Consider the following 26,560-nt stretch of genomic DNA (forward strand, 5'->3'; position numbering starts at 1 on the left):
AAATTAATAATTAAATAAATTTTTTTGTTATACTTATAATAATATTTATATAAATAATCAGGTTTATTAATATGTTAATTTTAGGCATTGAAACATCTTGTGATGATACAGCAATAGCGATTTATGATAAACATCATGGTATTTTATGTAATTACATAAAAAAACAGACAATACATGATAAGTATGGAGGTATTGTCCCGGAATTAGCTGCAAGAAAACATTTAAGTAATATTATTTTATTAATAAAAAAATCTTTATTAAAAATTAATAAACATATAAAAGATATTAATGGTATTGCTTATACTTTTGGTCCTGGATTAGTTAATTCCCTTATAATTGGAGCAACAATTGCTCACACATTAGCTTATACATTAAATATACCTATTATTCCTATTAATCATATGGAAGGTCATTTACTATCCATTATGTTAAATAAAAATAAACCAGTATATCCTTTTATAGGATTATTAATTTCTGGTGGTAATACTCAACTAGTATATGCATATAAATTTAATAAATATAAAATTATAGGAAATAATATAGATGATGCAGTTGGAGAAGTTTATGATAAAGTATCTAAATTTTTAAAGTTAAAAGTATTAGGTGGTAGAAGCATAGCAAATATATCAAAATTTGGTATTCCAACACAATTAAAATTTCCAAGACCTATGTTAACTGATAAAAATAATTTAAATTTTAGTTTTTCTGGATTAAAAACATCTGTTAAAAATTTTATACAAAAAAATAAAATTAATACATTTCAGATGAAAGCTAATATTGCTTATGCTTTTGAAGATGCTATTCGAGAAACTTTATTTATAAAAAGTTTACGATCATTACAAAAATATAATATTAAACAATTAGTAATTGCAGGTGGTGTAAGTTCTAATATGAATTTAAGAAAATATTTTTATAAAAATTTTAAATCTTATCATATTAAAATATTTTTTAGTAATATGGAATATTGTATTGATAATGCTGCTATGATTGCATATGTAGGTATGAAAAAAATTAATAAATATACAAAATACTTATTTTGGGAAAAAATTATTGATCCTAAAATAACATTAGATGATAATATTAAAAATATAATATTTAAAAATTAATTACTATTTATATGATAATAAATTCTAATATTTTAATAATATTATTGTTAAGTATAATACAAGGATTAACAGAATTTTTACCTATATCTTCAACAGCTCATATGATAATTGTATCTAAACTATTAAATTTGCCAAATAATCAATTTTTTAATATGTTTAATATTATAGTACAATTAGGATCTGTATGTGCAGGATGTATATTCTTTCATAAAACTATTTATAATATTATTTATAATACTCTAAAATATAATAAAAATAAAATTAATTTATTACATATTTTAATTACTATAATGCCAATTATAATTATAGGTATAATATTTTATCATAAAATAAAAAAAATTATGAGTATTACAAACACTATATATGGTATGATACTAGGCAGTATATATATATATATATCTGAAATAATAAAACCAAAAAAATATAAAATATACAATATAAATTGTTTAAAATATAAATTGTTGTTTATTATTGGTTGTTTTCAATGTTTGGCTTTTTTACCAGGATTTTCAAGATCAGGATCTGTTTTGTCTATTAGTTTAATAATGGGGTTAACTCGTTATATAGCTACAGAATTATGTTTTGTAATAGCTATACCTGTTATATTTGGTGCTAGTTGTCTAGAATTATATAAAAATTTTATATTTTTAAATATTTATAATATTAAAATATTAATTTTAAGTTTTTTTATATCTTTTATAACAAGTTTTTGTACAATTAGATTATCATTATTTTTAATTCATTATATGTCATGGAGATATTTTGCTATATATCGTATAATAATTGCTATTATGATTTATATATATATTATGTAATTATTTTATTTTATATAAATTTATAAATTTTTTTAATAATTTTAATCTTTCATTATATATTAATTTTTTAATATCAAGACCATTAATATTAGAATGTTTTATAAAAATATCTTTTGTTTTTATTTTACAAATATATTTATATATTTCAATAAAATATTTTCCTTGTGTATAATTAATAGATTCAAACATAGTACGACCACGCGCATCTGATTCACTAATTAATGCAATTTGTTTCACTCTTTTAGGCTGCCTCCAAGCGTCAATTATATTATATATATTTAAAATATCTTCAGGATTTTGTTCATAAATATTATGTAATAAATCATGTGTTTGTACAGCTAAAATAGATAAAGATTTAATTTCATTAGGGATTTTTAATCTTTTACATAATTTTTTTACTAAAGGTATACCTGCTATACCATGTCCGTAATGTCTAGGCCATAAATGTTTAGGTGTTAAGCTTTTACCTAAATCATGACATAAAGATGCAAATCTTACAGATATATCATTAGTTAATTGTGAAGCAATTTTTAATGTCATCATAGTATGTATGCCAGTATCAATTTCTGGATGCCATTTAGCTGGTGCTGGGACACCATATAATTTATTTATTTCTGGAAATAAAATTGATAAAGCACCACATTTGCGTAATACTTCAAAATAAACATGAGGATTTAGAGTATTTAAAGCACTAGATGTTTCTTTCCAAATACGTTCTGGTTTTAAATATAATAATTCTTGTGTATTACACATATCTTTCATTAGATCTAATGTACTATTATGTATATAAAAGTTTAAATGTGCAAATTTAGCAGCAAATCTTGCAACACGTAAAACTCTTAATGGATCATCTTTAAAAGATAAAGAAATATGTTTCAGAACTTTTTTTTTAATATCTTGTATTCCATTAAAGGGATCATATAAATTACCTAAATGATCTTGTGCTATTGCATTAATTGTAAGATCTCTACGTAATAAATCTTCTTCTAATGTTACTTTTGATGTAGCATGGTATTTAAACCCTTTATAACCATGTCCTAATTTTCTTTCTGTACGTGCTAATGCATATTCTTCATGTGTGATAGGATGTAAAAATACAGGGAAATCTTTACCTACTAATTTATATCCTAATTTTGTCATCTCATTTATATTAGAACCTACCACTAACCAATCTTTATCAGTGACTTGTAATTTTAATAATGAATCACGTACAGCACCACCAACTAAATAAATTTTCATAATAGACACTCTAAAATAATAATATATTTAATAAATATTTGTATAATTAATATATATTATAATTCTTTTTATAATAAATTTTATAAAGTATTAATGTTATTTATATAAAAATAAAATTAAATAACATAATAATGTTTATTAAAAAATTATTGTTAATTCAATTAGCATATTGTTAATCATTAAAAGTAATAATTTTATTATAATAAATATTATTAAAAAATTTATGCATATATAAAATTATACATAATATTATTATTTTTTGAAATTTATTTTTAGTGAATAAAAACATTCTTTTAAAATATAATATCTAAAATAATTTATTTTATAATATAAATTTAATTATATAAAAATAAAAATATTTTGAATAATTACTATATTTAATAATATATTGAATATTATTTACCTATATATATAACTCATTTTATGATGAAGCAAAACTATAAAGTATTAAATTATTATTTTGGAAATAATCATAATAGAATTTTAAATTCTATTCATGCTTTACAAAATGGAAAAGGTATAATGATAATAGATGATCACAATAGAGAAAATGAAGGAGATATTATTTTTTCTGCTGAAACTATTACAATACCACAAATAATATTTAGTATTAGATATGGCAGTGGTATTATTTGTTTATGTATTACTGAATATTTACGTAAAAAATTAAAATTACCGATGATGGTAAAAAATAATACTAATATTTATAAAACTGGGTTTACAATATCTATTGAAGCAGCAAAAGGAATAACTACAGGAGTATCCGCACAAGATAGATTTACTACCATTAAAACAGCTATAAATAATAATACAAAACCCGAAGATTTAAATCATCCTGGGCATATATTTCCTTTAAGAGCAGTTCATGGTGGAGTTCTAGTCAGACCAGGTCATACTGAAGCAACAATAGATTTATTAAAAATATCTCAAATGAAACCAACAGGAATTTTATGTGAATTAACTAATAATAATGGCACTATCGCAAATATGTTAGATACAATAATTTTTGCAAAAAAACATAATATGTTAGTATTAACTGTAAATGATATAAAAAATTTTATTATAGAAAATAATATTAATTTATAATATATATAAAAATTGTCGGCGAGAGAGGATTTGAACCTCCGACCCACTGGTCCCAAACCAGTTGCGCTACCAAACTGCGCTACTCGCCGAAATTAATTATAACTTTTATTAAATTATAATTATCATTCATATATTCTGGGTGGCTAATGGGATTTGAACCCACGACAACCGGAACCACAATCCAGTGCTCTACCAACTGAGCTATAGCCACCATCATATATATATTATTTTAAATATGTTCTATACACCCGACAGGAATTGAACCTGAGTCCACTGTTTTCGGAAAACAGTACTCTATCCTACTGAGCTACGGGTGTTATTACTATGATAATAACAAAAAAAATATATTAAAGTCTAGTATTTTAAACAAAAATATTATGTTACATTTTTTGTATATAATATTAAATATTTAAACATTTAATATTATACCTAATAATATAATTATGATCTTTTCATCATATTAAAAAAATCATTATTAGTTTTTGTCATAGATAATTTATTAATTAAAAACTCCATAGCATCTATTTCACTCATAGGATGTATTATTTTACGTAAAATCCACATTTTTTGTAATTCTTCTGTTGAACTTAGTAATTCTTCTTTTCTAGTACCTGATCTATTATAATCAATTGCTGGAAATACTCTTTTTTCTGCTATTTTACGTGATAAATGTAATTCCATATTACCTGTTCCTTTAAATTCTTCATAAATTACATCATCCATTTTAGAACCAGTATCTATTAATGCTGTGGCAATAATAGTTAAACTACCACCTTCTTCTACATTTCGTGCAGCACCGAAAAAACGTTTAGGCCGATGTAACGCATTAGCGTCAACACCACCAGTTAATACCTTTCCTGAAGCAGGAGCTATTGTATTATAAGCACGAGCTAAACGTGTAATAGAATCTAACAAAATAATTACATCTGCTTTATGTTCAACTAATCTTTTAGCTTTTTCAATAACCATTTCGGACACTTGTACATGTCTTAATGATGGTTCGTCAAAAGTAGATGCAATTACTTCTCCTTTTACTAATCTTTGCATTTCAGTTACTTCTTCAGGTCTTTCATCAATTAGTAAAACCATTAATATACAATCAGGATGATTATATGCAACACTTTGTGCAATATTTTGTAACAACATAGTTTTGCCAGCTTTTGGTGGTGCTACTATTAAACCTCTTTGCCCGCGACCAATTGGTGATGCTAAATCTAATACACGAGATGTTAAATCTTCAGTAGTACCATTGCCTCTTTCCATACTTAAACGATTATTAGCATGTAATGGAGTTAAATTTTCAAATAAAATTTTATTACGAGCATTTTCAGGTTTATCAAAATTAACTTTATTAACTTTTAATAAAGCGAAATATCTTTCACCATCTTTAGGTGGTCTAATTTTTCCTGAAATTGTATCTCCAGTACGTAAATTAAATCTTCTAATTTGACTTGGAGATACATATATATCATCTGGTCCAGCTAAGTAAGAACTATCAGCAGAACGCAAAAAGCCAAATCCATCTTGCAAGATTTCTAATATGCCATCACCAAAAATATCTTCTCCAATTTTGGAATGTTGTTTGAGTATAGTAAAAATAATATCTTGTTTGCGCATTCTAGCTAAATTAGCTAAATCAATGCTTTCACCTAAATATATTAACTCAGATATTGTTTTTTTTTTTAATTCGGTAAGATTCATAATGGTGAGGTCTTAAACTTTGAGTATATCGTGAGGTTTTATATAAAAATATTTATGGTCTAATAAGTTATTGATTAATAAATCATAAATTATATTTAAAAACTAAGAAAATGTTACAATAAATAAATATAATAATTAAATTTTCATAATAATACATATCTCCTATAAAAATAATATATATAAAATATTTTATATAAAAAATTTACAAAAATAAATATATCTTATTAAGAACAATTTTTATCTAAAAATTGTTTCAACTGTTGTTTATTCATAGAACCTATTATATGATCAATAATTTTACCATTTTTAAATAAAAAAACTGTTGGTATACTACGAATATTATATTTTTGTGCTATATTTGGATATTTCTCAATATTTAATTTAGTAAAAATGATGTTTGGATATTGTAATTTAGTAGAAATTAAAACTTCAGTAAACATTTTACATGGATTACACCATTCAGCCCAAAAATCTACTAATACAAATACATCTAAATTAATTTTAGATTGAAATTCTATATCTGTTAAATTAATTAAGGATATCGTATTATTATTCATGTAAATTAAAACCTTTATAAAATAAGTATTACGAATTTCTATAATATACAAGAAATGATACAATTTGTATATATTTTTATTACAAGTTATCAAATTTAACATATATAATTCTATATTATAAATAATAATTTTACAAGTATATTTATATGTTATTTTTATATATTTTTTTTGACATAAGAAATAAAAATTAATATAATGCAATGCATATTTCACACATTATATTTTATATATTAATAAATATAATTTAATTATAAATAATAAAAAAATAAAATTAATTTAATTATGGACATACAGTATGAAAAAAAACCATATATTATCATCTTTAAATATTTTATCTATTGCTGGTGTATTGCCTTATAAATTAAAACATAATGAAAAATATATGAATCATAAACAAATTTCACATTTTAAAGTGATACTAGAATCATGGTGTAAAAAACTAAAAAATAAAAAAAATATAACGATGAATTATATGAAAAATAAAACCATTAATTTCCCTGATTTAATAGATAGAGCAGTACAAGAAGAAGAATTTAATTTAACATTACGTACTCAAGAAAGAGAACAAAAACTTATTAAACAAATTGAATATACATTAAAAAAAATTAATACTAATGGTTTTGGTTATTGTGATTTATGTGGTATAGAAATAGGCATTAAAAGATTAGAAGCGAGTCCAATAGCAAATTTATGTATTGATTGTAAAACTTTATCAGAAATTAGAGAAAAACAAATAATAGAATAATAAAATATATTTAATTAAAAAATTATAAAATAGTAAAATATTAATTATTACCAATTAAATATAAATAAGTTTTAATTTTTAAATTTTTAATTTTTGTCTTTTTTGTATTATATTCCAACAATAAATATATATTATAAAAATAAACATAATTATTAAAAAAATAGTATTCCATACTGATATATTATGTATACCTAAAAAACTATATCTAAATCCAGAAACAATATAAAAAATAGGATTAAAATTTGATAATTTTTGCCAAAAAATTGGTAAAATAGAAGTTGAATAAAAAACTCCACCTAAATATGTTAATGGAGTTAGAATAAATGTTGGTATAAAATTAATATCGTCAAAATCTTTTGCAAAAATTGCATTTAATAAACCAGATAAAGAGAATAATATAGAAGTTAATAACGAAATTATAATAAGAAAAAACCAAGAATATATTTTAAAAGATATAAATAATGTAGATATTAATAATAAAATTGTACCAATAATTAAACTTCTAAAAATACCTCCTCCTATATATCCTAAAATAATAATATGAGTAGAAACAGGTGCAATTAATAATTCCTCTATATTATGTTGAAATTTTGCACTAAAAAAAGATGATGCTACATTAGAATATGAATTATTAATCATACTCATCATAATTAATCCTGGTATAATAAATTGTATATAACTAAACCCATTTAATTTCTCAATATGTGAACCCATTAAATTACCAAATATTATAAAATATAAAGTTATAGTCATAATAGGTGGTATTAATGTTTGGATCCAAATACGACGAAAACGATTAATTTCTTTAATCCATATTGTTTTTAATGCAATTAAATTTACATTTAACATTATTTTATTTTATATCCTGATTAATTTTTTTAGTAAAATCCATAAAAAATGTTTCTAATCTATTATGTTTATTTTTAATACTAATAATATTAATATTTTGATTAATAAATTGTTTAAATAAATTATTTAAACCTTGTTCCTGCATTACTACAATTTCTAATGTATTATTATCAATAAATTTATGTTTATATTCATAAATTTTAGGTTTATTATTATTAATATTATAAAAATTTAATATAAAAATTTCTGATTTTAATTTTTTAAATAAATGTTTTATAGAACAATTCTCAATCAAAATACCATTATTAATAATACCTATATTACGGCATAAAAATTCAGCTTCTTCTAAATAATGAGTGGTTAAAATTATAGTAATATTATTTTCTTGATTAATTTTAGTAAAAAAAGACCATAAATAATGTCTTAATTCAATATCAATTCCAGCAGTAGGTTCATCTAAAATTAACAATTTAGGATTATGTATTAAAGCACGTACAATCATTAAACAACGTTTCATTCCTCCTGACAATTTTCTAGCTTGTACATGTCTTTTATCCCATAATTTTAACATCTTTAAATATTTTTTTATTTTAGTATATGCTATTTTTTGCTGTACACCATAATATCCTGCTTGATACATTAAAATTTGTATTACTGTTTCAAAAGGATTAAAATTAAATTCTTGCGGTACTAATCCTATTGTTTTTTTTGCTTGAAAATTATTTTTTATAATATCAAAATCAAATACTTTAACTATACCGGAAGTTTTATCTATTAAAGAACTGATAATACCTATCATAGTAGTTTTTCCAGCACCATTTGGTCCTAATAAAGCATAAAAATCACCTATATTTACATTTAAACTTAATTGGTTTAATGCTGGATATTTATTTATATAAATTTTAGTTAAATCTATTATTTCTAATGCATAACCTACCATATTTTATCTCTATAAAAAAACAAATAATAAAATTATTAAAAAATATTTCTAGATATTAATAAAAAATATACTTTATATTATTAATAATATAAAGTATATCATATAAAATTTAATTTTTATTTAAAAATAATTCTGTTACTTTATCCCAATTTAAAACATTCCAAAATGATTGAATATATAAATTTTTTTGATTTTGATACTTTAAATAATAAGCATGTTCCCATAAATCTAATCCTATTAAAGGATAACTACCTATAAAATTATTTGTTTTAATATGCATTAAAGGATTATACTGATTAATAGTAGTAGTAATTTTTAATTTATTATTTATAGAAACTAACCAAATCCAACCAGAACCAAAAAAATTTAAAGCTTTTTGTTCAAATTCTTGTTTAAAATTATCTATACTACCAAAATGATGTGTTAAAATTTCAGATATAATATTATTAGGGGTAATATTTTTTTTTAAAATTGTCCAAAAAAAACTATGATTAGCATGTCCTCCTGCATTATTATATAGTGATATTTTTTGTTGTTCTGTTAATGAAAAATTATTAATTTTAGATAATAAAGTATTAATATTTATATCTTTTATATTATTTTGCTTTAATATTATATTAGTATTATTAATATAATTTTGATGATGTTTAGTATGATGTATAAACATAGTTTGCTCATCAAAAAAAGGTTCTAAAGCATTATAATCATATGATAATAATGGTAATTTATAAACCATCTTTAAATCTCCTATTGCAAATACAACATATTATATTTAATATAATAAAATTATCTATATAATTTTATTTTGTAAATATTGAATAACATTGTTTGTATTTGGTTTTATACCATACCATAATTTAAAAGAATAAGCTGCTTGTTCTACTAACATACCTATTCCATTAAATAAATTATTTGTACCATTGTTATAACACCATTTTAAAAAAGGAGTCAATTTTTTACTATAAAAAATATCATAACAAAAAATTTTAGGATGAATAATATTATTAGGAAGTTCTAATATTGTATGATTCATACTACTAGATGTGGCATTAATTATTAAATCATATTTATGATATATAATATTAGTTTTTTGAAAATCTTGTAGAGATATACAATGTAATTGTGGAATATTTTTAAAAAATAATATAATATTTTGTGCATTTATAAATGTACGATTTACAATTGTAATATTACAATTTAAATCTTTTAAAAAACTTATAATACCCTTTGCTGCACCTCCAGCACCTAATATAAGTATATTTTTATGATAAAAAGTAAATTTTTTTTTTAAATCATTAAAAAATCCAATACCATCAGTATTATCACCTAAGATTTTTTTATTAACTACTTTTGTAGTATTAACTACACCACTATTTTTAGCTCTAACAGTTAACATATTACATATTTTATATGCCTCTTCTTTAAATGGTATTGTAATATTAGCTCCATATCCTCCATCTTTAAAAAAATCTAATAATTTTTTGTTAAAATAATTTAATGGTACATATATTTTAATATATTCTTGTTTTACGCCTATTTGTTCAGAAAATAATTTATGTATTAATGGCGATTTACTGTGTGCAATAGGATTGCCTAATACTGCGAATTTTCTCATGTTATTAACCTTTTCGAATAATTTGATTTGTTAAACTATGTTTAATTTCTGATGGGTTATAACCTCCTACATTTCCTTTAATAATAAATATTTTAGTTTTAAATACATCAAAAACTTCTTTAGCAGTTAAACATGGTTTATGACCACTAATATTAGCACTAGTAGATATAATAGGCTTACCAAAAGCATTACATATTTGTTTTATTAAATAAAAATTAGTTACACGTACTGCAATAGTTTGAAATTGTCCAGTTAACCATTTTGGTGTATATAATGAAGTAGGTATAGTCCAAGTTAACATTCCCGGCCATGTGGATAATATATATTGTTTTTGTTTTATTGATAAAATATCAATATTAATATATTTTAATAATTGTTGATAATTTCCTGTAACTAAAATTAATCCTTTATTTACACTACGTTGTTTTATAGATAAAAGTTTATATACAGCCTTTTTATTATCTGGATCACATCCTAAACCAAATACAGATTCTGTAGGATAAGCAATAATTTCTCCTAATTGTAATACTCGTATAAAACAATTTATATTCATAATTTAATAAAAAAAATTGATAAAATTATAAATGAATAATATAATATTAAAATATTTCCATTATGTATTAAATAAAATTCATCATAATTTTTAATAAAAATACATAATAATTATTTTATATAAATATAAAAATTATTAAATTAATAATGAAATTAATATATTTTCCAAATAATCAGTTACGTGTACATGCAAAAATTATCAATAATATTGATAAAAAAATTCATTATTTAAGCCAAAAAATGTTAGATATTATGTATAAAGAAGGAGGTATTGGTTTAGCTGCCACGCAAATAGGAATTCATAAACGTATTATAGTAACAGATATTTCATTAAAACAAAATAAACCATGTGTATATATTAATCCCGAAATTATATCATATACATCAAATAAAATAAATAGTTTAGAAGGATGTTTATCTATACCTAAACAAAGATATTATGTTTTAAGACATAAAAAAATTAAAATAAGTGCATTTAATTTACAAAATAAAAAAATCGAAATAGAACTAGAAAATTTATTATCCTGTTGTATACAACATGAAATTGATCATTTAAATGGTATTTTATTTATTGATTATTTATCGAATATAAAATATCAACGTATTTATGATAAATTAAATAAAATTTTAAATAAATAACAGTTAAATATAAAATATAATGAATATTATCTTTATGGGGACATCTTTATTTGCATCGATACATTTAACAGGTATTATAAAACAATATAAAATATCTTGTATTATAACCAAACCTGATACTTATGCTCATAGAGGACATAAATTAACTATAAATCCAGTAAAAAAAATAGCATTAAAATATAAAATAGATATATTACAACCATTAGATCCAAATAATATTAAATTTATAAATTATATTAAAAAATATAAATGTGATATTATTATTGTGGTAGATTATGGTATTATAATTTCGCAACATATATTAAATATTCCTAATATATTTTGTGTTAATATACATGCATCATTATTACCACGTTGGCGCGGAGCTGCTCCCATACAAAGAGCATTATTAGCTAATGATAATAAAACAGGAATTAGTATCATTAAAATGGATGAATTATTAGATCATGGAGATATTATTTATCAAGTAGAATATAAGATTAAAAGTTATGACACATATGGTACATTATTTAATAATTTATCTAAATTAGGGTTACAAGGTATTTTATATATATTAAAAAAAATTTATAGAAAACATAAAATAAATATATTTAAACAAAATACAAAAAATGTTATTCCTACTTATGCAAATAAAATACATAAATCAGAATGTGAAATTAATTGGTTATTACCAGCACAAAATATATTATGTATGATACGTGCTTTTAATCCCTATCCTGGAGCATATTTTATAGCTTATAATGAAAGATATAAAATATATGATGCAGAATATTATGATTCTGATAATAATATACCAGGAATGATATTATCCATACAAAAAAATGGAATACAAATTAATACCATTAATGGTATTATAAATATTAAAATTATTCAACCATGTAATAAAAGAATTATGGACATAACTAATTTTTTAAATTTTATTAAAAATAAAAATATTTTTATAAAAGGTGATATATTAAAACATAGTTCATTATGTCTATAAATAATAGACCATTTATTTATTTATTCTTTCTAATAATTCTATATAAGCTATAGGAGCTTTATCACCATTTCTAAATCCACACTTCACAATACGAGTATAACCACCAGGTCTATTTTTAAATTTTGGGGCTAAAACATTAAATAATTTTATAACATTTTTTTTATTATTAATTTTAGAACGAATAAATCTTTTATTAGCAATAGAATTAATTTTTGCTTTAGTAATTAACGGTTCTATTATCCTTCTAAGTTCTTTAGCCCTAGCTAAAGTTATTTTAATAATTTCTTTATCAATTAAAGAATTAATTAAATTATATAACATAGAATGACGGTGACTGTGATTCATATTAAAATAACGACCAGTTTTACAATGACGCATATTTATTCCTTTTATAAAAAATTTTAATTTTCTTTTTTTGAATCTATATTTTTATTAACAGATAACCAATTTTCTAATCTCATACCTAATGTTAATCCTCTAGTAGCCAATACATCTTTAATTTCTGTTAAAGATTTTTTTCCTAAATTAGGTGTTTTTAACAATTCTACTTCTGTGCGTTGTACTAAATCCCCAATTAATTGTATAGATTCTGCTTTTAAGCAATTTGCAGAACGTACTGTTAATTCTAAATCATCTACAGAACGTAATAAAACAGGATCAAATACAGGTTTTTCTTCTTTAATTTCGGGTTGTTGTATATCACTTAAATTAACAAAAGCTTTTAGTTGTTCAGATAAAATAGTAGCAGCTCTTCTAATAGCTTCTTCAGGATCTATAGTACCATTAGTTTCCATTTCAATAATTAATTTATCTAAATCAGTTCTTTGCTTAACTCTTGAAGATTCTACATGATAAATTACTCGTTCAATAGGACTATAAGATGCATCAATAAATAATACTCCAATAGGATTATTTATATTTAATGATTTATCTTGTATTTTTGTATGAGCTGCTGTATATCCTCTTCCTTGTTCTACTTTTATTTTCATTTTAATATTAGTATTATTATCAGTAATATTACAAATAATATGATCAGGATTAATAATTTCTACATCATTATTATGTATAATATCAGCAGTTTTGACAACACCAATACCAGATTTATCTAAATATAATATTGCTTCTGTTTTATTATCTTTTAATTTTACTGCTAATTGTTTTAAATTTAATAAAATTTCAATAATATCTTCTTTAATACCTTCTTTGGTACTAAATTCATGTAATACTCCTTCAATTTCTACCGAAGTAACCGCATATCCTGGCATAGCAGATAATAAAATACGTCTTAATGCATTTCCTAAAGTATGACCAAAACCACGTTCTAAAGGTTCTAATATTATTTTTACTGTAGAAGTATTAATATATTTAATATCTACTAAACGTGGTCGTAAAAATTTTGTTATAGAATTATATTGCATTTTTATTCTCTCTATTTTATATATAATTATTTTGAATATAATTCAACTATTAAATGTTCATTAATATCTGGTGATAAATCAGAACGTTCAGGTAATTTTTTAAATATACCAGTTTTTTTTATAGTATCTATATCTAACCAAGATGGTTTTTCAGATTTTTTTGCTAAATCAATAGCAGCAATAATTCTTAATTGTTTCTGAGCCTTGTCAGTAATAGAAATAATATCTTTTACATTAACCTTATAAGATGCAATATTAACTATTCTATGATTAACTTTAATAGATTTATGTGAAATTAATTGTTTAGCTTCTGCTCTTGTAACACTAAATCCCATTCTATAAACTATATTATCTAATCTTTGTTCTAATAAACAAAGTAAATTATATCCTGTATTACCTTTCATACGTAAAGCTGTTTTATAATAATTATGAAATTGTTTTTCTAAAACACCATATATCCTACGTACTTTTTGTTTTTCCCTTAATTGTATACCATAATCAGATAATCGGGGTTTTTTCATACCATGTTGTCCTGGTATTTGTTCTAATTTACATTTAGAATTAATATCACGTACATTAGATTTTAAAAATAAATCTGTTCCCTCTCTTCTACTTAATTTTAATTTAGGACCTAAATATTTTGCCATTATATGTTCTTCTCTTTAGTATAATTAAATATATTTAAACTCTTCTTTTTTTAGGAGGTCTACAACCATTATGTGGTATAGGTGTAACATCAGTAATATTAGTAATATTGAATCCTGAATTATTTAATGCTCTTATAGTAGATTCTCTACCTGGTCCAGGACCTTTAACCATAACTTCTAAATTTTTAATACCATAATTTTTTATATTTTCTGCACATTTTTCTGCTGCAATTTGTGCTGCAAAAGGTGTTGATTTTCTTGAACCTCTGAAACCAGAACCTCCAGCTGTAGCACAACCTAAAACATTACCTTGACGATCTGTAATAGTTACAATAGTATTATTGAATGATGCATGAATATGTGCGATACCATCTATAATATTTTTTCTGGTATTTTTTTTAGATTTAGCTAATTTTGTTGATTTTATTTTAATCATAATATTTTACCTATAAAAATAAATTATCTTTTAAAAGATTTGTTATATTTTTTACTAGTATGTGCATTAGTTTTAGTTCGTTGTCCTCTAACAGGTAATCCTTTACGATGTCTTAAACCACGATAACATCCTAAATCTATTAATCTTTTAATATTTAAATTAATTTTTCTCCTTAGATCTCCTTCTACTGTAAATTTTGCAATTTCATTTCTTAATAAATCAATTTGTTTAGTACTTAATTGGTTAATTTTAGTATTAGGTGCAATATTAATAGTTTTACAAATTTTTATAGAATTAGATGCACCTATACCATAAATATATTTAATAGCAATAACAGTACGTTTATTATCTGGTATATTGGTGCCTGCGATACGAATCATATTTTTTTTTAAACTCCTATATATTTATTATAATAGATTTTTACCCTTGTCTTTGTTTATGTTTAGGATCAGTTGTACAAAATACATGAATAACTCTATTTCTCCGAATAATTTTACAATTACGACATATTTTTTTTACAGAAGCACGAACTTTCATTACATATTCCTTATATTTTAAATAATTATTTTGTTTTAAAATTAATTTTTTTCATTATAGATTCATATTGTGAAGACATGATAATTGTTTGTACTTGTGTAATAAACTCCATAATAACTACTACAACAATAAGTAATGATGTACCTCCTAAATAAAAAGAAATATTTGTTAAACTATGTATAACAGTAGGTATAAGACATATAAAACTAATATATAAACTTCCTGCAAAGTTTAATCTAATAAGAATTTTAGTAATATATTTTGCAGTTTGCATACCAGGACGTATTCCTGGAATATAAGCTCCTGTTTTTTTTAAATTATTAGCAGTTTCTTTTGGATTAAAAATAATAATAGTATAGAAAAAACAAAAAAAAGCAATAGATGATATATATAACATAATATATAATGGTCTACTTGGTTGTAAAGATATAGCTATATTATAAAATATATATGATTTAAAGACATAACTACACCAAAATAATATAGTAGAAGTAAACAAGATAATACTGGCTGCAAAAATAGTTGGTATAACTCCAGACATATTAAGTTTTAAAGGTAAATGTGTATTATTTTTTATATTATAAATATATTTATTATAATTTTGTTTGGCATAATGTACAAGAATTTTTCTTTGTCCACTTTCTATAAATACAATTACAAATACCATAAATAATATTACTAAACACATTAAAAACATTAATAATAAATTTAAAAAATTATATTGTAATTTTTCTAAAGTTTGTTGAATTTGTGATGGTAAACTAGACAAAATACCTATAACTATCATAATAGATACTCCATTACCAATACCTCTATTGGTAATTTGATTGCCTAACCACATTAAAAACATAGTACCAGTAATTAATGTTAACATAGATACAATAACAAAAATTATACCTGATTGTAATACTACATTTTCCATACCAGGAATATGAGGTAGCCCAGTAGTTATACCTAATGATTGAATAATAGATAATGTTAATGCAGTATATTTAATATATTTATTAATTTTTTTTTGGCCAGATTCACCTTCTCTTTTTAAAGCTATAAGTTTAGGATGTATAGATGTTAATAATTGAAAAATAATAGAAGATGAAATATATGGCATAACACCTAAAACAAATACTGATGATCTACTTAAAGATCCTCCAGAAAATATATTAAATAAATTTAATATAGTATTATTTTGTTTATAAAATATATTATGTAATATATTAACATTAATGCCAGGTATAGGAATAAATGAACCTATACGAAAAATGATTACTGCAAATATAAAAAATATAAATCTTTTTTTTAATTCATATAAACCTTTTTGAGTACTTTGTAAATTTATTTGTTTAAATGATGTGGTCATGTATTTGTTTATTCCTTAATGTTACCACCTAACTGTATTAATATTTTTTTCACACTACTTGTACATTTTAATTTAATAATATTTTTAAATTTATTAATATTGCCAGTATTAATAATTTTTACATATTTAATTTTTCTATTAATAATTTTAAAAGATCTAAGTATTGATAAATTAATATCATTACCATCTATTTTAGATAATTCATTTAATCTTATTTCTTGAAATTTTTTTTGTTTTCTAGATATAAAACCAAATTTTGGAAGTCTTCTATTTAAAGGTGTTTGACCACCTTCGAAAGATCTATTAATTTTACATCCAGAACGTGATTTTTGTCCTTTATGACCCTTCCCACAAGTTTTTCCTAAACCTGATCCTATACCACGACCCACTCGTTTTTTATTACGTTTATTTCCACGTTCTGTATAAAAAGTATTTAAATACATATTATTCACTCACTTTTACCATATAAGAAATTTTACGTATCATACCTAAAATAGTAGGTGTTTTTTTTTTAATTACTGTATGTCTTATGTGTTTTAAACCTAGACTTATTAAAATACGTTGGTGTTTAGGTATTCTACCTATAGCACTTTTAGTTTGTGTAATATAAATATTTTTTAACATTGTTTAATATGCCTTTGTATTTCTTGAATAGTTTTATTTCTTTTAGCTGCAATAATATTAATATTTTTTATATTAGATAAAATTTTTATTGTTGCTTTAACAACATTTATAGGATTTGTAGATCCATAAGTTTTAGCTAAAATATTATAAATACCAGCTACTTCTAATACTGATCGCATAGCACCACCAGCAATAATCCCTGTTCCTTCATATGCCGGTTTCATAAATATATAAGAACCTGTATGATATCCTTGTATAGGATATTGTATAGTATTATTAATTAAAAAAATATTTATCATATTTTTTTTAGCACGTTCCATTGCTTTTTGTATTGCATTAGGCACTTCTTTTGCTTTACCATAGCCATAACCTACACGACCTTTACCATTACCTACTACTGTTAGTGCTGTAAATGAAAAAACTCGACCACCCTTAACAGTTTTAGACACTCTATTCACAGTAATTAATTTTTCTTTTAGTTCATAATGATTATTTTTTTTATCATAATTTATCATTATAATTCCTTAATATTATAATATTAAAAGTTCAACCCATTATTACGTGCTGCTATTGCTAATGATTTAATGCGTCCATGAAATTTATAACCTGAACGATCAAATGTTAATTTAGTAATACCTTTTTTAATAGCTTTAATAGCTATTAATTGTCCTATTAAAGTAGCTGATTTTATATTGCCAGTATATAATAATGTTTTTTTATGACATTTTTCTAAAGTAGAAGCAGTAACTAATACTTTATTATTTGCAGAAATTATTTGTGCATATATATGTCGTGCAGTACGATGTACAACTAAACGAATATTGTTATTAACTAAATTTTTACGTAATTTAGTTGCTCTTTTAATTCGAGCAATATATTTATTATTATTCATAATATATATTTATTTATCTCCTATTTTTTTTTAGTTTCTTTAATTCGTACTATTTCATGTTCATAACGTATTCCTTTACCCTTATAAGGTTCTGGTTTTTTATAAGCTCTAATATCAGATGCAACTTGTCCTAGCAATTGTTTATCGAAACCATATAATATAATTTCATTAGTATTATAACATTTACCTGTAATACCATTAGGTAATGTATAGAATACGTGATGTGAAAAACCTAATATTAAATCTATAATATTATTATTAATACTAACTTTATAACCAATACCAAATAATATTAATTTTTTTGTGAATCCTTGTGTGATACCTATAATCATAGAATTAATTATAGAACAAGAAGTACCTGCATGTGCCCAAGAATTACGTTTATTATCTTTAGGAAGACATATAATTTTATTTTTTTCTATAAGAATATTTACTGATTTATGAATTTTTTTTTTTAATACACCTTTTATACCTTGTATGTTAATGGTATTATTATTCATCATAACTTGTATATCATTAGGAATGATTATTGGTTTTTTAGCTATTCTAGACATTTATATACCTTTTACTTATATTAAGAAATATAAAAAATAATTTCACCACCAATGCCATACTTACGAGCTGTATAATCTGTCATAATACCTTGAGATGTAGAAATGATAGCAACACCTAATCCAGCCATAACTTTAGGTAATGTATGTTTTTTTTTATATATTCTTAATCCTGGTTTACTAATATAATTTATTTGTTCAATAACTCCATAACCTTTAAAATATTTTAAATTAATTTTTAATTGCATATAATTGTTTTGTATTACACAAAAATCTTTTATATATCCTTCTTGTTTTAAAACTTCAACAATAGATTTTTTAAATTTTGAATATTGTATAATAATTTCAGGTTTTTTAGATAACTGACCATTACGAATACGTGTTAACATATCAGCAATAGGATCTTGTATACTCATATTAAAATATCCTATAATATATTATTTGTTTATATGTTTACCAACTTGCTTTACGTAAGCCTGGTATATCACCTTTCATAGCCGCTTCTCTTAATTTTATTCTACTTAATCCAAATTTTCTTAAATAAGCATGTGGTCTACCAGTTAGTTTGCATCTATTTCTTTGTCTAGAAAAACTAGAATCTCTTGGTAATGATTGTAATTTAAAAACCGCATCCCAACGCATTTTATCTGTAACTTTGATATTAGAAATAATTTGTTTTAATTTTTTTCTACGTAAAAAAAATTTTTTACATAATTTTATACGTTTATTTTCACGTGCTTTAATAGATTCTTTTGCCATATATCATAACCTTTATGTTTTAAATGGAAAATTAAATGCAGATAATAAAGCATATCCTTCTTTATTAGACATAGCATTTGTATAAATATTTATATCTAAACCACGAATTTGATCAATTTTATCAAAATCAATTTCAGGAAAAATAATTTGTTCTTTTATACCTATATTATAATTACCATAACCATCAAATGATTTAGGTGAAAAACCTCTAAAATCTCTAATTCTTGGAATAGCTATCCATAATAAACGTTCAAAAAAATTCCACATTCTCATTTTACGTAATGTTACTTTACATCCAATAAAATCACCTTGTCTAATTTTAAAACCTGAAATAGATTTTCTAGATTTAGTTTTGAATGGTTTCTGACCACTAATAAGCATTAAATCATTAATAGCAGCATCTAATAATTTCTTATTATTAGTAACTTTACCTACTCCCATATTTAAGGTAATTTTTTTTATACAAGGAACTTGCATAATAGAATGATATTTAAATTGTAACATTAATTGTTGAATTATTTTTTTTTTATATTCATGATATATTTTTGACATAAAATAGTATTTCCTATTTTAAATAATTTCATTATTAGATTTTAGATAACGTACTTTTTTACCTTGAGATATTTTAAAACCAATACGATCTGGTTTCCCAGTTTTAATATTTAAAATAGCAATATTAGAAATATGTATGTATGCTTCTTTTATAATAATACCACCTGCAGATGAATTTTTAGGATTAGGTTTATTATGTTTTTTAACAAGATTTATTCCTTTTACAATAACGTATTGTTTTTTTTTAAAGGATATAATACATCCTTTTTTACCTTTATCTTTTCCTGTTAAGATAATAACCATATCATTAACATGTAATTTACTAGCCATTAATTTATTTCTCTTATATGTTAAATAACTTCTGGAGCTAAAGAAATTATTTTCATAAATTTGTCATTTCTTAACTCTCTAGTTATAGGACCAAATACTCTAGTACCAATTAATTGTTCATTAGTATCATTTAATAAGACACAAGCATTATGATCAAAACGAATCAGTGAACCATCAAAACGTCTAATACCTTTTTTTGTTCTGACTATAACGGCTTTTAGTACATCTCCTTTCTTTACTTTACCTCTTGGTATTGCTTCTTTAATAGTAATTTTGATTATATCACCAATGTTAGCATAACGACGTTTAGAACCACCTAAAACTTTTATACACATTACACTACGAGCACCTGAATTATCAGCTACATTTAATATAGTATGTTCTTGTATCATAATATATATCTCTATAATTAAATAATATGTATGAAAACATATTATAATAATTTAGTTTTAATAAAAATTGTTGTAAAAAATACAACTTTTTAAAATAAAAAATATTGTATATTTTATATTATTGATTGGTTTATAATATTAACTAAAGTCCAAGCTTTAGTTTTAGAATAAGGTTTACATTCTTTAATTTCTACAATATCTCCTATATGACAAATATTATTTGCATCATGAACATGTAATTTTGTTGTACGATTTATAAATTTACCATAAATAGGATGTTTAATTAATCTATTAATTTTTACTACAATAGTTTTATTCATTTTATTACTAATAACTGTACCTTTTAAGGTTCTTACATTAGTATTCATTAAATTAACCTTGCAAAATATTTTTTTGTGATAAAATTGTTTTAATACGTGCAATATTTTTTCTAGCTGTTTTTAATAAATGTGTTTGTTTTAATTGTCCAGCATTTAATTGTATTTTTAAATTAAATAGTTCTCTAGAAATACTTAGTAATTCTTGTTTAATTTCTTTTGATGTTTTATTTTTAAAATTTTTTACATTCATATATTTATAATTATTTAAGATTTATTTAAAAAAATAGTTTTTACTGGTAATTTAGAAGCACCTAAACGTAAGGCATCTCTTGCTATATTTTCTGATACTCCATCAATTTCGTATAATATTCTTCCTGGTTGTATTAACGATACCCAATATTCTACATTTCCCTTTCCCTTTCCCATACGTACTTCTAAGGGTTTTTTTGTAATAGGTTTATCTGGGAAAATTCTAATCCAAATTTTTCCTTGTCTTTTTATAGATCTACTAATAGCTCTTCTAGCAGACTCAATTTGTTTTGATGTAATACGACCTCTACTAATAGCTTTTAATCCATAAGTTCCAAAAGCAAGTTCCATTCCTATAATAATGCCTCTATTCCTACCTTTCTGCATTTTACGAAATTTTGTACGTTTTGGTTGTAACATAATATAAAAACCTCAATTATTTACGTCCTGAACGATATTTTTTATATGTTTTAAAATCAGATTTTATATTTTTTTTATCGTCAAGAGATTTTTGTAAAATTTCTCCTTTAAAAATCCATACTTTAACACCAATAATGCCAAATGTTGTATTAGCTTCTGTACAACTATAATCTATATTAGCTCTTAAAGTATGTAATGGTACTCTACCCTCTCTATGCCATTCTGTACGAGCTATTTCTACACCACCCAAACGACCACTAACTTCTACTTTAACTCCTTTAGCACCTAATCGCATAGCATTTTGTACTGCTCGTTTCATAGCTCTTCTAAACATAATGCGTTTTTCTAATTGTACTGCTATAATTTCTGCTACTAATTTAGCTTCTAATTCAGGCTTTCTAATTTCTGTAATATTAATTTGTGCTGGTACTTGAGTTATTTGAGCTATTTTTATTCTTAATTTTTCAACATCTTCTCCTTTTTTTCCTATAACTATTCCAGGACGTGCTGTATGAATAGTTACTTTAATACTTTTTGAAGGACGTTCAATAATAATATTAGAAATAGAAGCTTTTATTAATTTTTTATATAAATATTGTCTAACTTGATAATCACTATACAAATAGTGTGCAAAATTTTTTTTATTTGCAAACCAAGTTGAATTCCATGTTTTTATAATACCTAAACGTAAACCATTAGGATGTGTTTTTTGACCCATTAATCTATTTTCCTATTTAATATTTGATAAAACAATAGTAATATGACTAGTATATTTTAAAATACGATCTGAACGTCCTTTTGCGCGCGGCATAATACGTTTCATATTTGTTCCTATATCTATAAAAATTTTTAATATAATTAAATTATCAATATCTAATCCATAATTATGTTCAGCATTTGCTATAGCAGAATTTAGAACTTTTTTAATTAATACAGCAGCTTTTTTATTAGAAAAATTTAATATATCTAATGCTTTTGCAATATTAGTTCCTCGAATTAAATTAGCAATTAATCGTAATTTTTGTGCAGAAGAACGTGCATATTTATGTTTTGCAATAATTTCCATTATACCTCTTTATAAATGTGTATAAGATAAAGTTATAAATATTTTTTAAACTTTTTTTATTTTTCTATCAGCAGTATGCCCTCTATATGTTCTAGTAGGCGCAAATTCACCTAATTTATGTCCTACCATCTCATCAGAAATAAATATTGGTAAATGATGACGTCCATTATGAACCGATATAGTTAAACCAATCATATTAGGTAATATTGTAGAACGTCTAGACCAAGTACGTAATATTTTTTTCTTACCACCCATACTAATATTATTTTCAACTTTTTTTAATAAATGTTTATCAATGAAAGGACCTTTTTTTAAAGAACGTGGCATATTTTACACCTTATATAATTTTATTTATGACGAAATTTAATAATATATTTATTAGTTTGTTTGTTTTTTCTAGTTTTTTTTCCTTTTGTTTGTATACCCCATGGTGTAACTGGATGTTTCCCAAAATTTTTACCTTCACCACCACCATGTGGATGATCAATAGGATTCATAGCTGTTCCACGAACCGTTGGTCTAATACCTTGCCAACGTTTAGCACCAGCTTTACCATATGTTTTTAACATATGCTCATTATTCCCAACTTCTCCTATAGTAGCTCGACATTTTGCTTGAATTTTTCTTATTTCTCCTGAGCGTAATCGCAATGTCACATAAAAATTTTCTTTAGATATTAATTGTGCATATGATCCTGCAGACCTTGCCAATTGTCCCCCTTTATTAGGTTTCATTTCTATATTATGTAATACTGTGCCTACTGGAATATTTTTCATAGGTAATGTATTACCTATTTTTATATCAATATTATTACCTGATTCTATCAGATCACCTATTTTACAATATTTAGGTGATAGTATATAACGTCTTTCACCATCTTTATATTTTATTAATGCTATATGTGCTGATCTATTAGGATCATACTCAATACGTTCAATAGAACCTAAGATATTATCTTTATTTCTTTTAAAATCTATAATACGATATGATTTTTTGTGTCCACCTCCAATATGTCTAGTAGTAATATGTCCATAATTATTTCTGCCACCAGATTTATTTTTTTTTGCGATTTTTGCTTTCCAAGGTTGTCCTTTGTATAAAAAAGGATTAATAACTTTTATCATATGACGACGACCTGGAGACGTTGGTTTATATTTTTTAATAGCCATATTTAATATTTATTTATCCTTATTAATTTATATTAATATTAAAATCAATATTATATTTTTTTTCTAAAGTTATATAAGCTTTTTTCCAATTACTTTCATAATAATGATTATTTTTATTCTTTTTATATTTTCCTTTTATTATTAATGTATTTATATTTTTAATTTTTACATTAAAAATTTTTGTGAGAGATATGAAAATTTCTTTCTTTGTAGCAGTTTTTAAAATTTTAATTACAATAATATTGTTTTTTTCCTTCATTATAGATGATTTTTCTGACATATGAGGAAATTTTAAAATTTTAAAATAATTTTCTTTTATCATGTTAATAATCTTTCTTCTAAATGTTTAATAGCTTGAGTAGTTATTAAAGTTTTTTCTTTATATATTAAATGTATGGGATTAATATTAATAGAATTAAATAATGTAACATTATATAAATTACGTGAAGATAAAAATAAATTTTGATCTATCATAGTTGTTATAATTACTACTTTATTAAGTAATAATTCTTTTAATTTATTAACTAATATTTTTGTTTTAGGTTGTGATATAAAAAAGTTTGTTACTATAATTAATCTATTTGTTCTTAATAATTCTGAAAAAATACTTTTTAAAGCACAACGATACATTTTTTTATTTATTTTTTGTGTATATATTTTATTTGTTGCAGCAAAAGTTACACCACCAGAACGCCAAATAGGACTTTTAACCGAACCTGCTCTAGCTTTCCCAGTACCTTTTTGTTTCCATGGTTTTTTACTAGAACCTTTAACGTTACTTCTTGTTTTTTGTGATTTAGTACCTTGTCTGCCTATTGTTTGATAGTATTTAATTAATTGATGTATTAGTTCTTTATTAAAAGTTACATTAAAAATTTTATCTGAAATAATAATTTCATTATTAGTATCTTTAGTTATAATTTTCATTATATTATCCTGCAAGATGTTTTATTAAAATTTATATTGTATAATGTTTAATTGCAGGTTTAATTAACACTGTATGTCCTGTGTATCCAGGAGTCGAACCTTTAATTAGTATTATTTTTTTTTCTATATCTAATTTAATAATATGCAAATTTTGAATAGTAATCTTTTTATTTCCTAATTGTCCAGACATTTTTTTTCCTTTAAAAACTTTGCCAGGAGTTTGATTCTGTCCAATAGATCCAGGAACTCTATGTGATAAAGAATTACCATGACTAGCATCTTGAGTGCTAAAATTCCATCTTTTTACAGTACCAGAAAAACCTTTTCCTTTAGATATACTAGTAATATCTACTTTATGAATTTTTTTAAAAACATTAATATCAATTTTTTGTCCTATATGATAATTTTTTATATTATGTACACGATGTTCCCATAAAATATATCCGGCATTAATTTTAGCTTTAGCAAAATGGCCTGCTTCAGCTTTATTAATATGACTATTTTTTTTTGAGCCAGTTGTCATTTGAATGGCATTATATCCATTTTTACATATAGTTTTTATTTGTGTAATATAAATATCATCAAATTGAATCACTGTTATTGGAATAGCTAAACCATCTTCAGTAAAAATTCGTGTCATACCCATTTTTTTACCGATTAAACTAATCATTTTATATCACCATTAAAAAATAATGTTTTACTTTTTTTTAATAAAAAATGTATTATCCTAAGCTTATTTGTACATCGACTCCAGCAGCTAAATCTAAACGCATTAATGCATCTACAGTTTTTTCTGTAGGTTCTATAATATCAACTAAACGTTTGTGAGTACGAATTTCGTACTGATCTCTTGCATCTTTATTAACATGAGGTGAAATTAATATAGTAAACCTTTCTTTTTTAGTTGGTAAAGGGATAGGACCACGAACTTGTGCGCCAGTACGTTTAGCAGTTTCTACAATTTCTACTGTTGATTGATCAATTAAACGATGATCAAAAGCTTTAAGACGAATACGGATTCTTTGGTTCTGCATTAGACCAGAGTCTCCCATTTTTAAATTTTAAATAACCCTCTACTAATATATAAT

The 26,560-nt window shown here is 23.0% G+C and carries 42 protein-coding genes and 3 tRNA genes; 6 read left to right on the forward strand and 39 right to left on the reverse strand.

Features of this window, described 5'->3' with window-relative positions; genetic code table 11:
• The first annotated feature begins 71 nt into the window (after positions 1-71).
• Together tsaD and GJT85_RS01210 are read left to right on the forward strand one after the other, a co-directional pair.
• Entirely contained in the window at positions 72-1,106 is a 1,035-nt protein-coding gene (gene tsaD, locus GJT85_RS01205; protein WP_208754407.1) for a tRNA (adenosine(37)-N6)-threonylcarbamoyltransferase complex transferase subunit TsaD, read from the forward strand.
• Positions 1,107-1,117: 11 nt separating this feature from the next.
• On the forward strand, positions 1,118-1,921 hold the full coding sequence (locus GJT85_RS01210; RefSeq protein WP_208754408.1) for an undecaprenyl-diphosphate phosphatase: 804 nt from the start codon (positions 1,118-1,120) through the stop codon (positions 1,919-1,921).
• Here the strand turns inward: GJT85_RS01210 and GJT85_RS01215 are convergent, their stop codons facing one another.
• Positions 1,922-3,160: a multifunctional CCA addition/repair protein gene (locus GJT85_RS01215; RefSeq protein ID WP_208754409.1), complete on the reverse strand. Its 1,239-nt coding sequence runs from the start codon at positions 3,158-3,160 to the stop codon at positions 1,922-1,924.
• 426 nt (positions 3,161-3,586) lie between these two features.
• Between GJT85_RS01215 and ribB the strand changes: the two genes are divergently transcribed.
• Complete coding sequence (ribB, locus tag GJT85_RS01220) at positions 3,587-4,246, forward strand: 3,4-dihydroxy-2-butanone-4-phosphate synthase (RefSeq protein ID WP_208754410.1); 660 nt, start codon at positions 3,587-3,589, stop codon at positions 4,244-4,246.
• Between the two features lie 15 nt (positions 4,247-4,261).
• Here ribB and GJT85_RS01225 read toward each other — a convergent pair.
• From GJT85_RS01225 to trxA, 5 genes are all read right to left on the reverse strand, one after another.
• Positions 4,262-4,335 (reverse strand) — tRNA-Pro (locus GJT85_RS01225).
• Positions 4,336-4,384: 49 nt separating this feature from the next.
• A tRNA-His gene (locus GJT85_RS01230) sits at positions 4,385-4,457 on the reverse strand.
• Positions 4,458-4,489: 32 nt separating this feature from the next.
• Positions 4,490-4,563 (reverse strand) — tRNA-Arg (locus tag GJT85_RS01235).
• Between the two features lie 124 nt (positions 4,564-4,687).
• Positions 4,688-5,947 carry a transcription termination factor Rho gene (gene rho, locus GJT85_RS01240; protein WP_208754411.1) on the reverse strand — a complete coding sequence of 420 codons (1,260 nt, stop codon included), beginning with the start codon at positions 5,945-5,947 and terminating at the stop codon, positions 4,688-4,690.
• A gap of 224 nt (positions 5,948-6,171) precedes the next feature.
• Positions 6,172-6,504, reverse strand: coding sequence for a thioredoxin (trxA, locus tag GJT85_RS01245; RefSeq protein WP_208754412.1), 333 nt, complete (start codon positions 6,502-6,504; stop codon positions 6,172-6,174).
• Between the two features lie 295 nt (positions 6,505-6,799).
• Here trxA and dksA point away from each other — a divergent pair, with 295 nt between their 5' ends.
• Positions 6,800-7,249 carry an RNA polymerase-binding protein DksA gene (dksA, locus tag GJT85_RS01250; protein WP_208754413.1) on the forward strand — a complete coding sequence of 150 codons (450 nt, stop codon included), beginning with the start codon at positions 6,800-6,802 and terminating at the stop codon, positions 7,247-7,249.
• 78 nt (positions 7,250-7,327) lie between these two features.
• Here the strand turns inward: dksA and GJT85_RS01255 are convergent, their stop codons facing one another.
• The 5 genes from GJT85_RS01255 to tsaC all read right to left on the reverse strand — a co-directional run bounded on the left by GJT85_RS01255 (position 7,328) and on the right by tsaC (position 11,206).
• Positions 7,328-8,098: an ABC transporter permease gene (locus GJT85_RS01255; protein ID WP_208754414.1), complete on the reverse strand. Its 771-nt coding sequence runs from the start codon at positions 8,096-8,098 to the stop codon at positions 7,328-7,330.
• A 4-nt stretch (positions 8,099-8,102) separates the two neighbouring features.
• Positions 8,103-9,038, reverse strand: coding sequence for an ABC transporter ATP-binding protein (locus GJT85_RS01260; protein ID WP_208754415.1), 936 nt, complete (start codon positions 9,036-9,038; stop codon positions 8,103-8,105).
• A gap of 109 nt (positions 9,039-9,147) precedes the next feature.
• Positions 9,148-9,774 carry a superoxide dismutase gene (locus tag GJT85_RS01265; protein WP_208754416.1) on the reverse strand — a complete coding sequence of 209 codons (627 nt, stop codon included), beginning with the start codon at positions 9,772-9,774 and terminating at the stop codon, positions 9,148-9,150.
• A 54-nt stretch (positions 9,775-9,828) separates the two neighbouring features.
• A complete protein-coding gene (aroE, locus tag GJT85_RS01270) occupies positions 9,829-10,653 on the reverse strand; it encodes a shikimate dehydrogenase (protein ID WP_208754417.1) in 825 nt (274 codons plus the stop codon).
• Between the two features lie 4 nt (positions 10,654-10,657).
• Complete coding sequence (gene tsaC / locus GJT85_RS01275; RefSeq protein ID WP_208754418.1) at positions 10,658-11,206, reverse strand: L-threonylcarbamoyladenylate synthase type 1 TsaC; 549 nt, start codon at positions 11,204-11,206, stop codon at positions 10,658-10,660.
• 146 nt (positions 11,207-11,352) lie between these two features.
• Here tsaC and def point away from each other — a divergent pair, with 146 nt between their 5' ends.
• Both def and fmt read left to right on the forward strand, forming a co-directional pair.
• Positions 11,353-11,844, forward strand: a complete 492-nt coding sequence (gene def, locus GJT85_RS01280; RefSeq protein ID WP_208754419.1) for a peptide deformylase — start codon at positions 11,353-11,355, stop codon at positions 11,842-11,844.
• A gap of 19 nt (positions 11,845-11,863) precedes the next feature.
• Entirely contained in the window at positions 11,864-12,826 is a 963-nt protein-coding gene (gene fmt / locus GJT85_RS01285) for a methionyl-tRNA formyltransferase (protein ID WP_208754420.1), read from the forward strand.
• Between the two features lie 12 nt (positions 12,827-12,838).
• Here the strand turns inward: fmt and rplQ are convergent, their stop codons facing one another.
• The 28 genes from rplQ to rpsJ all read right to left on the reverse strand — a co-directional run bounded on the left by rplQ (position 12,839) and on the right by rpsJ (position 26,506).
• Positions 12,839-13,204, reverse strand: coding sequence for a 50S ribosomal protein L17 (gene rplQ / locus GJT85_RS01290; RefSeq protein ID WP_208754421.1), 366 nt, complete (start codon positions 13,202-13,204; stop codon positions 12,839-12,841).
• Positions 13,205-13,227: 23 nt separating this feature from the next.
• Positions 13,228-14,244: a DNA-directed RNA polymerase subunit alpha gene (locus GJT85_RS01295; RefSeq protein ID WP_208754422.1), complete on the reverse strand. Its 1,017-nt coding sequence runs from the start codon at positions 14,242-14,244 to the stop codon at positions 13,228-13,230.
• Positions 14,245-14,270: 26 nt separating this feature from the next.
• Positions 14,271-14,891 (reverse strand): 30S ribosomal protein S4, encoded by a 621-nt coding sequence (gene rpsD, locus GJT85_RS01300; RefSeq protein ID WP_208754423.1) that lies wholly within the window; start codon positions 14,889-14,891, stop codon positions 14,271-14,273.
• Positions 14,892-14,925: 34 nt separating this feature from the next.
• A complete protein-coding gene (rpsK, locus tag GJT85_RS01305; RefSeq protein WP_208754424.1) occupies positions 14,926-15,327 on the reverse strand; it encodes a 30S ribosomal protein S11 in 402 nt (133 codons plus the stop codon).
• A 23-nt stretch (positions 15,328-15,350) separates the two neighbouring features.
• Entirely contained in the window at positions 15,351-15,707 is a 357-nt protein-coding gene (gene rpsM, locus GJT85_RS01310; protein WP_208754425.1) for a 30S ribosomal protein S13, read from the reverse strand.
• Between the two features lie 40 nt (positions 15,708-15,747).
• The gene (gene rpmJ, locus GJT85_RS01315; RefSeq protein WP_208754426.1) at positions 15,748-15,864 is read right to left on the reverse strand and encodes a 50S ribosomal protein L36; all 117 of its coding nucleotides are present in this window, start codon (positions 15,862-15,864) and stop codon (positions 15,748-15,750) included.
• 25 nt (positions 15,865-15,889) lie between these two features.
• Positions 15,890-17,221: a preprotein translocase subunit SecY gene (secY, locus tag GJT85_RS01320; RefSeq protein WP_208754427.1), complete on the reverse strand. Its 1,332-nt coding sequence runs from the start codon at positions 17,219-17,221 to the stop codon at positions 15,890-15,892.
• A gap of 8 nt (positions 17,222-17,229) precedes the next feature.
• The gene (rplO, locus tag GJT85_RS01325) at positions 17,230-17,664 is read right to left on the reverse strand and encodes a 50S ribosomal protein L15 (protein WP_208754428.1); all 435 of its coding nucleotides are present in this window, start codon (positions 17,662-17,664) and stop codon (positions 17,230-17,232) included.
• A 1-nt stretch (position 17,665) separates the two neighbouring features.
• A complete protein-coding gene (rpmD, locus tag GJT85_RS01330; RefSeq protein WP_208754429.1) occupies positions 17,666-17,845 on the reverse strand; it encodes a 50S ribosomal protein L30 in 180 nt (59 codons plus the stop codon).
• Positions 17,839-18,360 (reverse strand): 30S ribosomal protein S5, encoded by a 522-nt coding sequence (gene rpsE, locus GJT85_RS01335; protein ID WP_208754430.1) that lies wholly within the window; start codon positions 18,358-18,360, stop codon positions 17,839-17,841. Before rpsE ends, rpmD begins: the two co-directional genes overlap by 7 nt.
• A gap of 23 nt (positions 18,361-18,383) precedes the next feature.
• Complete coding sequence (gene rplR, locus GJT85_RS01340) at positions 18,384-18,737, reverse strand: 50S ribosomal protein L18 (protein WP_208754431.1); 354 nt, start codon at positions 18,735-18,737, stop codon at positions 18,384-18,386.
• A 20-nt stretch (positions 18,738-18,757) separates the two neighbouring features.
• Entirely contained in the window at positions 18,758-19,291 is a 534-nt protein-coding gene (rplF, locus tag GJT85_RS01345) for a 50S ribosomal protein L6 (RefSeq protein WP_208754432.1), read from the reverse strand.
• A 20-nt stretch (positions 19,292-19,311) separates the two neighbouring features.
• Positions 19,312-19,704 (reverse strand): 30S ribosomal protein S8, encoded by a 393-nt coding sequence (gene rpsH / locus GJT85_RS01350; protein ID WP_208754433.1) that lies wholly within the window; start codon positions 19,702-19,704, stop codon positions 19,312-19,314.
• Positions 19,705-19,741: 37 nt separating this feature from the next.
• Positions 19,742-20,047: a 30S ribosomal protein S14 gene (gene rpsN, locus GJT85_RS01355; RefSeq protein ID WP_208754434.1), complete on the reverse strand. Its 306-nt coding sequence runs from the start codon at positions 20,045-20,047 to the stop codon at positions 19,742-19,744.
• Positions 20,048-20,059: 12 nt separating this feature from the next.
• Positions 20,060-20,599 carry a 50S ribosomal protein L5 gene (gene rplE / locus GJT85_RS01360; protein ID WP_208754435.1) on the reverse strand — a complete coding sequence of 180 codons (540 nt, stop codon included), beginning with the start codon at positions 20,597-20,599 and terminating at the stop codon, positions 20,060-20,062.
• 18 nt (positions 20,600-20,617) lie between these two features.
• Positions 20,618-20,929, reverse strand: coding sequence for a 50S ribosomal protein L24 (gene rplX / locus GJT85_RS01365; RefSeq protein ID WP_208754436.1), 312 nt, complete (start codon positions 20,927-20,929; stop codon positions 20,618-20,620).
• Positions 20,930-20,949: 20 nt separating this feature from the next.
• The gene (rplN, locus tag GJT85_RS01370) at positions 20,950-21,321 is read right to left on the reverse strand and encodes a 50S ribosomal protein L14 (protein WP_208754437.1); all 372 of its coding nucleotides are present in this window, start codon (positions 21,319-21,321) and stop codon (positions 20,950-20,952) included.
• 113 nt (positions 21,322-21,434) lie between these two features.
• Entirely contained in the window at positions 21,435-21,689 is a 255-nt protein-coding gene (gene rpsQ / locus GJT85_RS01375) for a 30S ribosomal protein S17 (protein ID WP_208754438.1), read from the reverse strand.
• Positions 21,690-21,693: 4 nt separating this feature from the next.
• Positions 21,694-21,891 carry a 50S ribosomal protein L29 gene (rpmC, locus tag GJT85_RS01380; RefSeq protein WP_208754439.1) on the reverse strand — a complete coding sequence of 66 codons (198 nt, stop codon included), beginning with the start codon at positions 21,889-21,891 and terminating at the stop codon, positions 21,694-21,696.
• Between the two features lie 14 nt (positions 21,892-21,905).
• On the reverse strand, positions 21,906-22,310 hold the full coding sequence (rplP, locus tag GJT85_RS01385; protein ID WP_208754440.1) for a 50S ribosomal protein L16: 405 nt from the start codon (positions 22,308-22,310) through the stop codon (positions 21,906-21,908).
• A 16-nt stretch (positions 22,311-22,326) separates the two neighbouring features.
• Positions 22,327-23,028: a 30S ribosomal protein S3 gene (gene rpsC, locus GJT85_RS01390; protein WP_208754441.1), complete on the reverse strand. Its 702-nt coding sequence runs from the start codon at positions 23,026-23,028 to the stop codon at positions 22,327-22,329.
• Between the two features lie 12 nt (positions 23,029-23,040).
• Positions 23,041-23,376: a 50S ribosomal protein L22 gene (gene rplV, locus GJT85_RS01395; RefSeq protein WP_208754442.1), complete on the reverse strand. Its 336-nt coding sequence runs from the start codon at positions 23,374-23,376 to the stop codon at positions 23,041-23,043.
• A 45-nt stretch (positions 23,377-23,421) separates the two neighbouring features.
• Entirely contained in the window at positions 23,422-23,703 is a 282-nt protein-coding gene (rpsS, locus tag GJT85_RS01400; RefSeq protein ID WP_208754443.1) for a 30S ribosomal protein S19, read from the reverse strand.
• Positions 23,704-23,723: 20 nt separating this feature from the next.
• Complete coding sequence (gene rplB, locus GJT85_RS01405) at positions 23,724-24,545, reverse strand: 50S ribosomal protein L2 (RefSeq protein WP_208754444.1); 822 nt, start codon at positions 24,543-24,545, stop codon at positions 23,724-23,726.
• A 22-nt stretch (positions 24,546-24,567) separates the two neighbouring features.
• A complete protein-coding gene (locus GJT85_RS01410) occupies positions 24,568-24,867 on the reverse strand; it encodes a 50S ribosomal protein L23 (protein WP_208754445.1) in 300 nt (99 codons plus the stop codon).
• Positions 24,864-25,472 carry a 50S ribosomal protein L4 gene (gene rplD / locus GJT85_RS01415; RefSeq protein ID WP_208754446.1) on the reverse strand — a complete coding sequence of 203 codons (609 nt, stop codon included), beginning with the start codon at positions 25,470-25,472 and terminating at the stop codon, positions 24,864-24,866. The genes GJT85_RS01410 and rplD overlap by 4 nt, the downstream gene beginning before the upstream one ends.
• Before the next feature lie 31 nt (positions 25,473-25,503).
• On the reverse strand, positions 25,504-26,142 hold the full coding sequence (gene rplC / locus GJT85_RS01420) for a 50S ribosomal protein L3 (protein WP_208754447.1): 639 nt from the start codon (positions 26,140-26,142) through the stop codon (positions 25,504-25,506).
• A 52-nt stretch (positions 26,143-26,194) separates the two neighbouring features.
• Positions 26,195-26,506 (reverse strand): 30S ribosomal protein S10, encoded by a 312-nt coding sequence (gene rpsJ, locus GJT85_RS01425; RefSeq protein WP_208754448.1) that lies wholly within the window; start codon positions 26,504-26,506, stop codon positions 26,195-26,197.
• Positions 26,507-26,560: the final 54 nt, after the last annotated feature.

This window comes from Enterobacteriaceae endosymbiont of Neohaemonia nigricornis (genome assembly GCF_012571795.1).
Classification (GTDB): Bacteria; Pseudomonadota; Gammaproteobacteria; order Enterobacterales; family Enterobacteriaceae.

Excerpts from the sequence above, each read along its gene's own strand:
- tsaD (WP_208754407.1), top strand. The coding sequence starts at position 72 with ATGTTAATTTTAGGCATTGAAACATCTTGTGATGATACAGCAATAGCG.
- GJT85_RS01210 (WP_208754408.1), top strand. The coding sequence starts at position 1,118 with ATGATAATAAATTCTAATATTTTAATAATATTATTGTTAAGTATAATA.
- GJT85_RS01215 (WP_208754409.1), bottom strand. The coding sequence starts at position 3,160 with ATGAAAATTTATTTAGTTGGTGGTGCTGTACGTGATTCATTATTAAAA.
- ribB (WP_208754410.1), top strand. The coding sequence starts at position 3,587 with ATGAAGCAAAACTATAAAGTATTAAATTATTATTTTGGAAATAATCAT.
- rho (WP_208754411.1), bottom strand. The coding sequence starts at position 5,947 with ATGAATCTTACCGAATTAAAAAAAAAAACAATATCTGAGTTAATATAT.
- trxA (WP_208754412.1), bottom strand. The coding sequence starts at position 6,504 with ATGAATAATAATACGATATCCTTAATTAATTTAACAGATATAGAATTT.
- dksA (WP_208754413.1), top strand. The coding sequence starts at position 6,800 with ATGAAAAAAAACCATATATTATCATCTTTAAATATTTTATCTATTGCT.
- GJT85_RS01255 (WP_208754414.1), bottom strand. The coding sequence starts at position 8,098 with ATGTTAAATGTAAATTTAATTGCATTAAAAACAATATGGATTAAAGAA.
- GJT85_RS01260 (WP_208754415.1), bottom strand. The coding sequence starts at position 9,038 with ATGGTAGGTTATGCATTAGAAATAATAGATTTAACTAAAATTTATATA.
- GJT85_RS01265 (WP_208754416.1), bottom strand. The coding sequence starts at position 9,774 with ATGGTTTATAAATTACCATTATTATCATATGATTATAATGCTTTAGAA.
- aroE (WP_208754417.1), bottom strand. The coding sequence starts at position 10,653 with ATGAGAAAATTCGCAGTATTAGGCAATCCTATTGCACACAGTAAATCG.
- tsaC (WP_208754418.1), bottom strand. The coding sequence starts at position 11,206 with ATGAATATAAATTGTTTTATACGAGTATTACAATTAGGAGAAATTATT.
- def (WP_208754419.1), top strand. The coding sequence starts at position 11,353 with ATGAAATTAATATATTTTCCAAATAATCAGTTACGTGTACATGCAAAA.
- fmt (WP_208754420.1), top strand. The coding sequence starts at position 11,864 with ATGAATATTATCTTTATGGGGACATCTTTATTTGCATCGATACATTTA.
- rplQ (WP_208754421.1), bottom strand. The coding sequence starts at position 13,204 with ATGCGTCATTGTAAAACTGGTCGTTATTTTAATATGAATCACAGTCAC.
- GJT85_RS01295 (WP_208754422.1), bottom strand. The coding sequence starts at position 14,244 with ATGCAATATAATTCTATAACAAAATTTTTACGACCACGTTTAGTAGAT.
- rpsD (WP_208754423.1), bottom strand. The coding sequence starts at position 14,891 with ATGGCAAAATATTTAGGTCCTAAATTAAAATTAAGTAGAAGAGAGGGA.
- rpsK (WP_208754424.1), bottom strand. The coding sequence starts at position 15,327 with ATGATTAAAATAAAATCAACAAAATTAGCTAAATCTAAAAAAAATACC.
- rpsM (WP_208754425.1), bottom strand. The coding sequence starts at position 15,707 with ATGATTCGTATCGCAGGCACCAATATACCAGATAATAAACGTACTGTT.
- rpmJ (WP_208754426.1), bottom strand. The coding sequence starts at position 15,864 with ATGAAAGTTCGTGCTTCTGTAAAAAAAATATGTCGTAATTGTAAAATT.
- secY (WP_208754427.1), bottom strand. The coding sequence starts at position 17,221 with ATGACCACATCATTTAAACAAATAAATTTACAAAGTACTCAAAAAGGT.
- rplO (WP_208754428.1), bottom strand. The coding sequence starts at position 17,664 with ATGTATTTAAATACTTTTTATACAGAACGTGGAAATAAACGTAATAAA.
- rpmD (WP_208754429.1), bottom strand. The coding sequence starts at position 17,845 with ATGTTAAAAAATATTTATATTACACAAACTAAAAGTGCTATAGGTAGA.
- rpsE (WP_208754430.1), bottom strand. The coding sequence starts at position 18,360 with ATGATAAATTATGATAAAAAAAATAATCATTATGAACTAAAAGAAAAA.
- rplR (WP_208754431.1), bottom strand. The coding sequence starts at position 18,737 with ATGAATAATAATAAATATATTGCTCGAATTAAAAGAGCAACTAAATTA.
- rplF (WP_208754432.1), bottom strand. The coding sequence starts at position 19,291 with ATGTCTAGAATAGCTAAAAAACCAATAATCATTCCTAATGATATACAA.
- rpsH (WP_208754433.1), bottom strand. The coding sequence starts at position 19,704 with ATGAGTATACAAGATCCTATTGCTGATATGTTAACACGTATTCGTAAT.
- rpsN (WP_208754434.1), bottom strand. The coding sequence starts at position 20,047 with ATGGCAAAAGAATCTATTAAAGCACGTGAAAATAAACGTATAAAATTA.
- rplE (WP_208754435.1), bottom strand. The coding sequence starts at position 20,599 with ATGTCAAAAATATATCATGAATATAAAAAAAAAATAATTCAACAATTA.
- rplX (WP_208754436.1), bottom strand. The coding sequence starts at position 20,929 with ATGGCTAGTAAATTACATGTTAATGATATGGTTATTATCTTAACAGGA.
- rplN (WP_208754437.1), bottom strand. The coding sequence starts at position 21,321 with ATGATACAAGAACATACTATATTAAATGTAGCTGATAATTCAGGTGCT.
- rpsQ (WP_208754438.1), bottom strand. The coding sequence starts at position 21,689 with ATGAATACTAATGTAAGAACCTTAAAAGGTACAGTTATTAGTAATAAA.
- rpmC (WP_208754439.1), bottom strand. The coding sequence starts at position 21,891 with ATGAATGTAAAAAATTTTAAAAATAAAACATCAAAAGAAATTAAACAA.
- rplP (WP_208754440.1), bottom strand. The coding sequence starts at position 22,310 with ATGTTACAACCAAAACGTACAAAATTTCGTAAAATGCAGAAAGGTAGG.
- rpsC (WP_208754441.1), bottom strand. The coding sequence starts at position 23,028 with ATGGGTCAAAAAACACATCCTAATGGTTTACGTTTAGGTATTATAAAA.
- rplV (WP_208754442.1), bottom strand. The coding sequence starts at position 23,376 with ATGGAAATTATTGCAAAACATAAATATGCACGTTCTTCTGCACAAAAA.
- rpsS (WP_208754443.1), bottom strand. The coding sequence starts at position 23,703 with ATGCCACGTTCTTTAAAAAAAGGTCCTTTCATTGATAAACATTTATTA.
- rplB (WP_208754444.1), bottom strand. The coding sequence starts at position 24,545 with ATGGCTATTAAAAAATATAAACCAACGTCTCCAGGTCGTCGTCATATG.
- GJT85_RS01410 (WP_208754445.1), bottom strand. The coding sequence starts at position 24,867 with ATGATAAAAGAAAATTATTTTAAAATTTTAAAATTTCCTCATATGTCA.
- rplD (WP_208754446.1), bottom strand. The coding sequence starts at position 25,472 with ATGAAAATTATAACTAAAGATACTAATAATGAAATTATTATTTCAGAT.
- rplC (WP_208754447.1), bottom strand. The coding sequence starts at position 26,142 with ATGATTAGTTTAATCGGTAAAAAAATGGGTATGACACGAATTTTTACT.
- rpsJ (WP_208754448.1), bottom strand. The coding sequence starts at position 26,506 with ATGCAGAACCAAAGAATCCGTATTCGTCTTAAAGCTTTTGATCATCGT.